The organism is Myxococcus faecalis, from assembly GCF_050039385.1.
Lineage (GTDB): Bacteria > Myxococcota > Myxococcia > Myxococcales > Myxococcaceae > Myxococcus > Myxococcus fulvus.
The window spans coordinates 10,064,424-10,077,188 of sequence record NZ_CP144336.1 but is presented as its reverse complement, the minus strand read 5'-3'; the positions used below and the strand labels follow the sequence as shown (position 1 = coordinate 10,077,188).

At 68.3% G+C, this 12,765-nt stretch carries 3 protein-coding genes; all 3 read left to right on the top strand.

Annotated features, from left to right (window positions below):
* From VZQ01_RS40215 to VZQ01_RS40205, 3 genes are read left to right on the top strand one after another with little or no spacing between them, the layout of a single operon-like run.
* Window positions 1–3,261: a non-ribosomal peptide synthetase gene (locus VZQ01_RS40215; RefSeq protein WP_426746287.1), complete on the top strand. Its 3,261-nt coding sequence runs from the start codon at window positions 1–3 to the stop codon at window positions 3,259–3,261.
* A gap of 32 nt (window positions 3,262–3,293) precedes the next feature.
* Window positions 3,294–5,726, top strand: coding sequence for a penicillin acylase family protein (locus tag VZQ01_RS40210; RefSeq protein WP_426746286.1), 2,433 nt, complete (start codon window positions 3,294–3,296; stop codon window positions 5,724–5,726).
* Window positions 5,723–12,757 (top strand): non-ribosomal peptide synthetase, encoded by a 7,035-nt coding sequence (locus tag VZQ01_RS40205; RefSeq protein WP_426746285.1) that lies wholly within the window; start codon window positions 5,723–5,725, stop codon window positions 12,755–12,757. Before VZQ01_RS40210 ends, VZQ01_RS40205 begins: the two co-directional genes overlap by 4 nt.
* The last annotated feature ends 8 nt before the right edge of the window (window positions 12,758–12,765 follow it).

Below are 12,765 nucleotides of genomic sequence, written 5' to 3'. Positions count from 1 at the left end.
ATGACCGCGACCAAGGACACCCTCGAGCTGCTCAACAGCCTTTCGCCGGAGAAGCGCGCGCAGGTTCTCAAGTCCCTGAAGCAGGAGGCACTCCAGACGCAGTCGCCGCGCATCACCCGGCGCGCGGACCCGCAGGCGCCGGTCCCCGTCTCGCTCGCGCAGAACAGGCTGTGGTTGTTCGAGCAGCTCCGCCCCGGTGGCCACGCCTACAACGAGGTGTCCGCGCTGCGCCTCGAAGGGACGCTCGACGTCGCGGTCCTCGAGCAAAGCCTCCAGGAGATCGTCCGCCGCCACGAGGTCCTGCGCACCTCCTTCGCCGAGGGCGCCGAGGGCCCCGTCCAGATCATCACGCCCACGGTGGCGACGCGGCTGCACGTCGTCGACCTGGGTGGGCTCGCGGAGGCGGAGCAGTCCCGAGAACTCCAACGGTTGATCGACGCCGAGTCCCGCCGTCCCTTCGACCTCATGAAGGGCGCGCTGCTGCGGACCACGCTGTTCCAGTTGGGAGCGCGCAAGAGCGTGCTGCTCACGGTGGTGCACCACATCGTCCTCGACGGCTGGTCCATCGGCGTCTTCCAGCGAGAGCTCGCGGAGCTGTACCGGGAGCTGAGCGCGGGCCGACCGTCTCCGCTGCGCGAGCTGCCCATCCAGTACGCGGACTACGCGATGTGGCAGCGCCAGTGGATGAAGGACGACGTGCTCCAGCGGCAGCTCGAGTACTGGACGCGGCAGCTGAAGGACGCGCCGCCTTTGCTGACGCTGCCCTTCGCGAATCCACGCCCGGAGACGGAGCGCTTCGCGGGCGCGCGGGAGTACTTCACGCTGGATGCGCAGGTCAGCAAGGGCCTGTCCGCGCTGAGCCGCCGCCTGAACGCGAGCCTCTTCATGACGTTGCTCGCGACCTTCCAGACGCTGTTGCACCGGTACACGGGTCAGACGGACATCCCCGTGGGCACGGTGGTGGCCAACCGCGAGCAGCCGGAGCTGGAGCAGCTCATCGGCTTCTTCGTGAACACCCTCGTCCTGCGCGGGGACCTGGGTGGCAACCCTCGCTTCGAGGAGCTGGTGGAGCGCACGCGCGCCACGGCGCTCGCCGCGTTCGAGCACCAGTCGCTGCCCTTCGAGAAGCTGGTGGACGCGCTCAAGCCCGAGCGCTCCCTCGGCTACAACCCGTTGTTCCAGGTCATGTTCATCCTGCAGAACATGCCGGCGTCGGACCTGACGCTGCCGGGGCTGACGCTCTCGCCCCTGGAGATTGGGAGCGTCACCGCGAAGTACGACCTGACGCTGGTGATGGACGAGACGCCCCTCGGGCTGCACGGACACTGGGAGTACAACAGCGACCTGTTCGACGCGGACACCATCCGGCGCATGAGCGGGCACCTGGAGGTGCTGCTGCGCGCGGTGGTCGAGAATGCGACGCGGCCCCTCGCTGAGCTGCCCCTGCTGCCCGAGGCCGAGGAGCGGCGGCTGCTCATCGAGTGGAACCAGACCCAGCCCGCCGCGTTCCCCCTGTCGCCTTCACTGCACCGGCTCTTCGAGGACCAGGCCACCCGGACACCCGAGGCCGTCGCCGTGGCCCATGCCGGTCAACGCCTGAGCTACCTCGAGCTGGATGAGCGGGCCAACCAGCTCGCGCACCACCTGCGTGGCTTGGGCGTCGGGCCGGGAAAGCTCGTCGGCGTCTGCCTGCAGCGCGCTCCGGAGCTGCTCGTGGCGCTGCTCGGTGTGCTGAAGGCCGGTGGCGCCTACGTGCCGTTGGACCCGTCGTATCCCCCGCTGCGCCTGGGCTTCATGCTCGAGGACTCGAAGGCCGCGGTCCTGGTGACCCAGGACTCGCTGCGCACGCGGTTCGCCACGCACGGAGCGCAGGTGGTCTGCGTGGACGGGAGCGACCTCGCGAGACAGGGCAAGGAGCGCCCCACGCCGCTGGCCGGTGAGAACGACCTGGCGTACGTCATCTACACGTCCGGCTCCACCGGCATGCCCAAGGGCGTGCAGGTGACGCACCGGAACGTGGTGCACTCCACCATCGCGAGGTGGACGTACTACCGCGAGCCCGTGAGCAGCTTCCTGCTGCTGTCGTCCTACGCGTTCGACAGCTCCGTGGCCGGCATCTTCTGGACGCTGAGCCAGGGAGGCACGCTCGTGCTTCCCGAGGGCGAGGGCCTGCCCGACCTCGGCGTGCTCGGCGGGTTGATCTCCGCGCATCGGGTGTCGCACCTGCTGTGCATCCCATCGGTGTACTCGCTCCTGCTGGAGCAGACCCGTCCCGAGGACCTCGCATCCCTGAAGACCGTCATGGTCGCGGGCGAGACCTGCCCGCCTCGGCTCTTCGAGCAGCATCGCCGGGTCATCCCGAGCGCGGCCCTCTACAACGAGTACGGCCCCACCGAGGCGACGGTCTGGTGCACGGTGCACAGGCTCGAAGAGGCTCCGCGGCGCGCGAGTGTTCCCATCGGTCGCCCCATCTCGGACACGCGCATCTACCTGCTCGATGCGCACCTGCACCCTGTCCCCATCGGTGTCCCCGGCGAGCTGCACGTCGGAGGCCCGGGGGTGACACGCGGGTATCTCAACCACCCCGAGCTGACGGCGGCGCGGTTCATCCGAGACCCTTCGATCCAGGACACCGAGGCCCGGCTCTACAAGACGGGAGACCTGGCGAGGTACCTGCCGGATGGCAGCCTCGAGTTCCTGGGGCGCGTCGATGACCAGGTCAAGGTGCGCGGCTTCCGCGTGGAGCTGGGCGAGGTCGAGGCCGTGCTGAGTCGCCTGCCCTCGGTCCGCGAGGCCGTGGTCGCCGTTCGTGACGATGAGCGCGAGAACAAGCGGCTCGTGGGCTACGTGGTCGCGGACGCGGGCGTGTCACTCACCGCGCTGAGGGAATCTGCGCTCCAGCAGCTCCCCAGCCATGCCGTCCCGTCCGAACTCGTCCAGGTGGACAGCCTGCCGCGGCTGCCGAACGGCAAGGTCGACCGCAAGTCCCTGCCCGCGCCCGAGACGCTGCGCGTGGTGACGCAGGCCCCTTCGCAGGCGCAGTGGACCGAACTCCAGCGGACCATCGCCGCGCTGTGGAAGGAGGCCATCAACGTGGAGTCGGTGAGCCTGGACGACAACTTCTTCCAGATTGGTGGGGACTCACTCTCTGTCGTGCGCGTGTTCAACCGGCTGCGGGAGGCCGTGGACAAGGAACTGTCCATCACCCACCTCTTCAAGCACCCGACCATCCGCGCCCTCTCCGCGTTCATCGAGCCGTAGCCGTCGCGCCCACCCACTCGACCGACTCCGCCATGCGCCTCTACCTGCTCGTCCTCGGGATGGCCGCCTTCTCCAAGTGCGGGAGGGCGGAGCCGCCGCCCGCGCCGCTGAAGGCCACGATTCATCGGACCGCCCATGGTGTTCCGCACATCACAGCCTCGGACTACCGAGGCCTCGGCGCGGGCTACGGCTACGCGCAAGCGCAGGACCTGGTCTGCACGCTCGCGGACCAGTTCCTCAAGGTCCGGGGTGAGCGGGCGCGGTACTTCGGTCGAGGCGAGAAGGACGTCCACGTCGAGAGCGACCTCGTCTATCGGGGCCTCGCGCTGCGGCCCCGGGCCCAGGCCGCGTATGGGCGTCAGTCCCAGGAGGTCCGCGACCTGATGGAGGGCTTCGCACAGGGCTACAACCACTACCTGGCGCAGACCCCGCCGGAGCGACTGCCCGCGCCGTGCACGGGCGCGAACTGGGTGAAGCCCATCACCAGCCTGGACCTGCTCGCGTACCACCTGGATGTCTCGCTGTTGGACACGTTGCAGCCGCTCCTCGGGGATATCGCCAACGCCCAGCCTCCTGGTGTGGAGAGCGTGTCGACGAAGGAAGCCTCACTGCCCTTCGGGTGGCCTCCGGGGGTTCGTGAGACGAGCCTGGGGAGCAATGGCTGGGCGGTCGGGCGTGAGCGCTCGCGGAGTGCCGGAGGGATGCTCGTCGCCAATCCCCACTTCCCGTGGGAAGGAGCGCTGCGCTTCTACGAGAGCCACCTCACCATCCCGGGACGGCTGGATGTGTACGGCGCCTCGCTGGTGGGCATCCCGGTCATCAACATCGGCTTCAACCGGAATGTGGCGTGGACCCATACGGTGACGGCGTCGAGCCACTTCACCGTGTACCGGCTCCGCCTGGTCCCTGGAGATCCCACGGCGTATCTGTACGACGGGCAGGTCCGTCGGATGACGCACGAGGAGCACACGGTGGACGTGCTCGAGGCGGACGGGCGGATGAGCCAGGTGACGCGCACGTTCTGGCGCTCGCATTACGGGCCCATGGTCGAGCGGCCCGGACTGGTCCCCTGGACGGACACGGTGGCCTACACGCTGCGAGACGCGAACGAGGACAACCACCAGTTCGCAGAGCAGTGGCTGCGGATGAACAGGGCGGAGAGCCTTGACGCCCTCGCCGAGGTGGACCGCACCGTGCGCGGCATCCCCTGGGTCAACACCATCATGACGAGCGCGCGGGGAGACACCCGCTACGTGGACGCCTCGCGGGTGCCCCGGTTGAGCGACGAGGCCATCGCCGCGTATCGCACCGCCCGGGAGACGGTCCCGGACGTGAAGGGGTTCGCGAGCCTGCGCGTCATCCTCCTCGATGGCAGCACATCACGTGACGAGTGGGTCGACCTGTCGGGTCCGGGCAGAGGACTGTTCCCCGTCGACCAGGCGCCTCGCCTCACGCGCACGGACTTCGTGATGAACGCGAACGACTCGGCGCGGTACACGAACCCCGCGGAGCTGCTCGCCTCGGTCCCCTTCCCTTACGAGAACTACGCGAGCCCGGGAGGCCGGCTCTCCAACCGCTCGCGGACGAACCTCGCCATCCTGTCGGAGAAGGGGCCGGACTCGGCCTCGGGAGCGGATGGAGCCTTCACGCGTGAAGAGCTCGAGCAGGCCATCCTGAACAACCGCAACTGGCTCGCGGAGCAACTCCGGCCCCCCGTCGCGCAGCGCTGCCAGGGCGCGACGACGGTGTCGGTCAAGGAGGCGCAGGTCGACTTGCGCGAGGCCTGTCGACTGCTCACGGAATGGGATGGGCGATTGGAGATCGACCGCAAGGGAGCCTTGGTCTGGCGAGAGTTCCTGGGGCGGTTCACGCGCCCGGAGCTGAATGACCGGGGACCGCTCTTCGCGGAGCCGTTCGACCCGAGCCGGCCGGTGCAGACGCCCTCGGGACTGGCGCCAGCGCCGGCGTCGGGCCCGGACCCCATCCTCCAGAAGCTGGGCGAGGCCGTCTGGGTGCTGCGCGAGGCGGGCCTTCCACTCGATGCCCGCCTGGGTGACGTGCAGTTCGCCCGGAAGGGGTCGCAGGTGATTCCGATTCACGGAGGCGTGGATGGAATCGAGGGCGCGGCGAACATCGCGGGCTTCTCGCTGGCGAACTCGACGCTGTTGCCGCGCACCGAGCGGAAGCAGGTGCTGTCGGAGACCACGGGCCTCACGTCGGAGGGCTACTTGGTCAATCACGGCGCCTCCTTCCTGATGGTGATGGAGTTCACTCGGGAGGGCCCCCGCGCGAGTGCGGTGCTGGCCTACTCCGGGGCCACGGACCCGGCCTCGCCCTTCTTCGCCGATCAGACCCGGCTCTTCTCGCGGAAGCAGCTCCGCCCCGTCCTCTTCGAGCAGGAGGACATCCTCGCGGACCCGGCGCTCGTGACCACCGAGCTGGTGCTCGAGAGGACGGCGCCATGAAACCGGAGGCGCGAGCCCAGACCATCCCGCGCCGTCAGGGAGATGGACCGACGCCGGTGTCCTATGCCCAGCGGCGCCTGTGGTTCCTAGACCGGCTCGCGCCGAACAGCCCGACGTACAACATGCCCTTCACGCTGCACCTCGCGGGCCCGTTGGACGTGGAGGCGCTGCGTCGGGCGTTCGAGCTGCTCACGCACCGGCACGAAATCCTGCGCACCACCTTCGAGGAGCGAGGGGGCGAGGCATTCCTCCGCGTCCATCCGCCCTCGTCGTGGCCCATGCCGGTGGTCGACCTGTCCGGGAGCGTTGCCGAGACACGCACCGCGGACGCGCGGAGACTGGCGGACGAGGAGGCACGGCGACCGTTCGACCTGGAGCGAGGACCTCTGTTCCGGACCACGCTCCTGAAGCTCGATGCAGCCGAGCACGTGTTGCTCGTGAACATGCACCACATCATCAGCGACGGGTGGTCGACGGGGCTGATGATGCGGGAGTTCGCGGCGCAGTACGAGGCGCTGCGACAGGGGCGCACGGCATCACTGCCCGAGCTGCCCGTGCAGTACGGCGACTACGCGGCCTGGCAGCGGGAGCGCTTCACGGGCGGGACGCGGGAGAAGCAGCTCGCGTACTGGAGCCGGCAGCTCGCCGACGTGCCCTCTTCGCTGAGACTTCCCACGGACCGTCCGAGGCCCGTGGTGGCGACGGACCGGGGGGCAGAGGTCGTGGTCAAGCTGCCTCCGAAGGTCGCGGAGGCGGTGAAGTCCTTCGCGATGCGCGAGGGCGCGACTCCGTTCATGGTGTTGCTCGCCGGGTTCCAGGTGTTGATGTCCCGGCTGTCGGGGCAGGACGACTTGGTGGTGGGCGCGCTCATCGCGGGCCGGACTCACCGTGAGCTGGAGGGATTGCTCGGATTCTTCGTGAACACGCTGGTCCTGCGCGCGGACCTGAGCGGCGACCCGACGGTGGAGCAGCTCATCGGTCGGGTGATGGAGACGACACTCGGGGCCTTCGCGAACCAGGACGTGCCCTTCGAGATGCTGGTGGAGAAGCTCGCGCCGCCGCGAGAGCCGGGACGCCCTCCCCTCATCCAGGTGCTGTTCACCTTCCAGAACTCCTGGGCAAGCACCTTGCGACTCGAGGGTCTGACGGCAACACCGATGGAGGTCTACAACGGCAGGTCGAAGTTCGACCTCACGCTCCAGATGGGAGAGAAGCACGGGACCCTGGAGGCGGCGTTCACGTACAACGTCGACCTGTTCGATGCGGCGACCATCGAGCGCATCGGACGCCAGTACACGACGCTCCTGGAGCGCCTGTGTGCCGCGCCCACCGAGGCACGCTGCTCGACGTTGAGCCTGCTGGACGAGGAGTCGCGACGCCGCATCGTCGAGGAGTGGAACGCGACGACCACCGAGCTTCCACGCGATCGCTGTGTCCACGAGCTGTTCGAGGACCAGGTCGCGCGACGTCCCGACGCCATCGCGGTGGAGTTCGAGGAGGAGCGCCTCACCTACCGGGAGCTGAACGCCCGAGCGAACCGGGTGGCCCACGCCCTGCGCGAGCGTGGAGTGAGGCCCGAGACGCGCGTGGGGCTATGTGTCGATCGGTCCTCCGGGATGGTGGCCGCGGTGCTGGGCATCTTGAAGGCGGGCGGTGCCTACGTGCCACTGGACCCGCGCCATCCACTGGAGCGGCTCGCCTTCATGGCCCGGGACGTGGGGCTGCGGCTCGTCGTGGCGTCGCGAGCACATCGTGACGTGGCGGAGAAGCTGGGTGAAGTGCTGGAGCTCGGGACGTGGGAGGAGTCCTCTTCTCGCGAGGTCGAGAATCCCCGGAGTGGCGCCACCGCCAGCAACCTGCTGTACGTGATGTACACCTCCGGTTCGACGGGTGAGCCCAAGGGCGTCGCGATTGAGCACCGGAACGTGGTTCGCCTCGTACGCGGTGCCAGCTACGTCGACTTCGGACCAGAAGAGGTGTTCCTCCAGCTCGCGCCGCTCGCCTTCGACGCGTCGACCTTCGAGCTCTGGGGCAGCCTGCTGAATGGCGGAAGGCTCGTGGTCCATCCGCCGTATGACCCGACGCTGAGCCAGCTCGCGACGCGGGTGAAGCAGCGCGGAGTGACGACGCTGTGGCTGACCGCGGGCCTGTTCCACCAGTTCGTGGACGAGGACACGCGGAGCCTTGCGCACGTCCGACAGGTCCTCGCGGGAGGAGATGCGCTCTCACCGGGGCACGTCCGGCGCTTCCTGGAGGTCGGAGGACGCCGCCTCATCAACGGCTACGGGCCAACGGAGACGACGACGTTCGCGTGTTGTCACGCGGTGGAGTATCCCGAGCAGGTAGCCGAGTCCGTGCCCATCGGCCGCCCCATCTCCAACACGACGGCCTATGTCGTGGACACACGGGGCGAGCTCGTCCCGGTGGGCGTCGCGGGTGAGCTGTGGATCGGCGGCGAGGGCGTGGGACGCGGCTACTGGAATCAACCCGAGCTGACGGCGACGAGGTTCGTGGAGAACCGTTGGGGTCCTGGTCGCGTGTATCGCACGGGCGACAGGGTCCGCTGGCGCGCGGATGGGACGCTCGAGTTCCTGGGCCGCATCGACTTCCAGGTGAAGTTGCGTGGCTTCCGCATCGAGCCGGGCGAAATCGAATCCGTCCTGCGTCGTCACCCGGGCGTCCGTGATGCGCTGGTCCTGGTCCGGGAACACGGTCCCGGAGACAAGCGGCTGGTGGCCTACGTCACGGTGCATCCCCACGGGACACCACCCACGCGAGAGTCGCTGCGAGAGCACCTGCCCGAGTACATGGTGCCCTCGGCCCTCATCACGCTGGAGGCCTTTCCGCTCACGGCCAATGGCAAGGTGGACCGCAAGGCGCTCCCGGCGCCGGAGGGACTGCCTCCGAGCACGGAGTATGTCGCCCCCCGGAACCCCACTGAGGAGCGCCTGGCCGACCTCTGGGCCGAGGTCCTCCGCGTCCCGCGTGTCGGAGTGCGGGATGACTTCTTCGCGCTCGGTGGGCACTCCCTGCTGGCGACGCAGCTCATCTCGCGCATCCGCGCGCGGCTCGGGGTGGAGCTGCCGCTGCGGGCCCTCTTCGAGGCACCGACCCTGGCGTCGTTCGCCGAACGCATGGAGTCCGCGCCCCGTGTCGAAGCACCGCCGCTCGTGCCTCGACCGCGAACAGGGCCCGTGCCTCTCTCGTTCGCACAGCAGCGCCTCTGGTTCATCGACCAGCTGGAGCCCGGGAGCGCGACGTACAACATCCCCGTCGCGGTGAGGCTGAGAGGGCCGCTGGATGTGGAAGCGCTCCGGCGCACCTTCGAGGCACTCGTGGCTCGGCACGAGTCCCTGCGAACGACCTTCCTGACGGAACAAGGCCAGCCCCTCCAGCTCATCGCGGCCCAGGTCACCCTCCCCTTGAGCGCCGTCGACCTGCGGGCCCTGCCCACGCGGGAGGCAGAGGCGACCCGACTCGCACGCGAGGAAGCCTTGCGTCCGTTCGACCTCGCCAAGGGTCCGTTGTTGCGGACCACCCTGCTCCAATTGGGCGAACAGGAGCACGTGCTCCTGCTGACGATGCATCACATCGTCTCGGACGGCTGGTCCATGGGGGTGTTGGTGCGCGAGCTGGGGGCCCTGTACGAGGGCTTCGCGTCGGGCCACGGGGTCACGTTGCCAGCGCTGCCCGTGCAGTACGCGGACTTCGCGCTGTGGCAGCGGGACTGGTTGCAAGGCGAGGTGCTGGAGGGGCAGCTCACGTGGTGGAAGCAACACCTCGAGGGAGCCGCGGTCCTCGAACTTCCGACCGACAGGCCTCGCCCCGCGGTCCTCTCGGCGCGCGGTGCGGTCGTCCCAGTTCACCTGTCCCGCGAGGTCTCCGATGGCGTCCTCGCTCTCGCGCAGCGCGAAGGGACCACGCCCTTCATGACGTTGCTGGCCGCGTTCCAGGTCCTGCTCGCGCGCTACTCCGGTCAGGAGGACATCTCCGTCGGCTCGCCCATCGCGGGGCGTACGCGCGCGGAGACCGAGGGGTTGATCGGCTTCTTCGTCAACACGCTGGTGTTGCGCACCCAACTGAGGCGACACGCGTCGTTCCGGGAGTTGTTGTCCGAGGTACGGACCTCCACTCTCGCGGCCTTCCAGCATCAGGAGGTTCCCTTCGAGAAGCTGGTTGAAGCGATTCAGCCCGCCCGGGACCTCAGCCGCAGTCCGTTGTTCCAGGTGTTCTTCGCGCTCCAGAACGCACCCCTGGAGCCCCTGCAACTGCCGGGCCTCACGTTCGAGCCCCTGCCCGCCCCGCTCGACACGGCGAAGTTCGACCTCACCTTGAGCTTCCTCGAGACCCCAACGGGCTTCGAGGGAGAGCTGGAGTACAGCGTCGACCTGTTCGACCCGGCCACCGTGGCGCGCATGGCGGAGCACCTTCGCGTCCTGCTGGAGGGAGCGGTCGCTCGTCCTGAGACGGCCCTGTACGCGCTGCCACTGTTGACGGCGCGGGAGCAGCAACAGCTGCTCGTCGAGTGGAACGACACGCGGGCTGAGTATCCGTCGGACGCGTGCATCCACCACCTGTTCGAAGCCCAGGTCCGTCGAGCCCCCGAGGCCCTCGCATTGGGCTTCGAGGACGAGAGGCTGACCTATCGGGAGCTGAACGAGCGCGCCAATCGGCTCGCACGACACCTGCGTGGGCTCGGAGTGGGGCCCGAGGTGCTGGTGGGCCTGTGCGTCGAGCGTTCCCCGGCCATGGTCGTGGGTCTGCTGGGCATCTTGAAGTCAGGAGGGGCATGGCTACCGCTCGACCCGACGCTGCCACGTGAGCGCCTTGCCTTCATGGTGCAGGACAGTGGAGCGAGTGTGCTGCTCACGCAGAAGGCCTTGCGTGAACGAGTCCCGGGGGCCTTCGAACACGTGGTGCACCTGGAAGAAACGCGTTCGAGTGAACAAGGAGGAGACCTCGGACTCGCATTGCCGAGCCGCTCGTTGGCGTACGTCATCTACACCTCGGGTTCCACGGGACGGCCCAAGGGGACGCTCGTCGAACACCAGAGTGTGTGCAATCTGGTGGTGCAGGAGGCGGAGGTCTTCGGACTCGGGCCGGGCGGCCGGCTGCTCCAGCTCGCGAACCTGGGCTTCGACCTGTCTGTCGAGGAGATCCTCACCACGCTGTGCGCGGGAGCCACGCTGTGGCTCGCGCCAGTGGAGAAGGCGATGCCGGGGCCGGCCTTGCACCAACTCCTACGGGACGCGGCCATCACGACCCTCAGCGTCACGCCCGCCACGCTGGCACTCACGCCCTCCGAGGGACTTCCAGCACTGCGGACAATCATCTCTGGGGGCGAGGCCTGCGGTCCTGAGCTCGTCGCGCGTTGGGCGCCCGGTCGGCGGTTCCTCAACTCCTACGGTCCCACCGAGGCCACGGTGCTGGCGACCTTCGCCGAGTGCGAGACCCATGGGGGAACACCGCCCATCGGCCGCCCGCTCGCCAACGTGCGCGCGTACGTGCTCGATGCGGCGTTGCAGCCGGTGCCGGTGGGAGTGAAGGGAGAGCTGTTCCTCGGAGGTGTCGGAGTGGCGAGAGCTTACCTGGGACGCCCCGAGCTGACCGCGGATCGCTTCCTGCCGGACCCGTTCAATCCAGTGGCGGGAGCGCGCATGTATCGGACCGGAGACCTGGTCCGCTATCTACCGACCGGCGACCTGGACTTCATCGGACGCATCGACACGCAGGTGAAGCTGCGTGGTTTCCGAATCGAGCTGGGGGAGATCGAGGCCACGCTCCTGCTCCATCCTGCTGTGCGCGCCGCCGTGGTGCTCTCACGTGAGGACACGCCTGGAGACAAGCGCCTGGTCGCGTATTGCGTGCTCGCGCCCGGACAGGTCCTGGAGGTGGACTCGCTCCGTGGGTTCCTCGGGGAGCGGCTCCCCGAGTACATGGTGCCGGCGGTCTTCATTCCGTTGGAGACGCTCCCGCTCACCGCGAATGGCAAGGTGGACAAGAAGGCCCTGCCCGTTCCAGACGCCTCGCATCTGCACCATCGTGAATACGCTGCGCCTCGGGATGCACTGGAGCACGTGCTGGCGGAACTCTTCGAGGAGGTGCTCGATGTGCGACCTGTCGGGCTCCACGGCGACTTCTTCGAGCTCGGCGGACACTCGCTCCTGGCCGTGCGATTGGTGGCCCGGCTCCAACAGCGCATGAAGAGGACCCTCCCCCTCTCCGCGCTTTTCCAGGCCTCCACGGTCGAGCGACTCGCCACGAAGCTCCGAGGCGATGAAGCCCCCTGGTCGCCCCTCGTCCCCATCCAGCCCTACGGAACCCGTCCGCCCTTCTTCTGCGTCCACCCCGTCGGCGGCAATGTCCTCTGCTACGCGGAGCTGGCTCAACACATGGGTTCGCAACAGCCCTTCTACGGACTCCAGGCACAAGGGCTCGACGGCCGCTTGCCGCCCCTGGAGTCTCTCCCGGAGATGGCGGCGCTCTACGTCCAACATGTCCGCACCGTGCAGCCGCAGGGCCCTTATCGCCTCGGCGGCTGGTCTCTCGGGGCCGTCATCGCGTACGAGATGGCGCAGCAGTTGAAGCAACAGGGGGAAACGGTGGAGGTGCTCGTGCTCATCGAGCCCAGTCCCACGACCTATGCGCGAGGAGCGCCGATTGAAGGCGACGCTCCGTGGGCCGCGTTCACCACGGACCTGGCGCGAACGACGGGTGCTCCTGTTGAGAGTTCCGAGACGCAGCTTCGTCCCTTAATGAAGGTCTTCACGGCGAATGCGAAAGCGCTGCATCAGCATGCGCTGCGACCGTGGCCGGGGGCGCTCACGGTCGTGCTCGGCACGGACACCACCGAAGCTGAAGAAACGCCCCAACCCGCTCGAGGTTGGGCGGTACTGGCGACCCAGTCCACGGAGTGCATCGAGCTTCCGGGCGATCACTACTCACTGTTGCGTCCGCCCCATGTCGAGGCACTCGCACGCCTCCTCACCTCTCTCCTGGAGCAGCCCGCGCTGCGCTCGATGAATGGCTGAACGGGGAA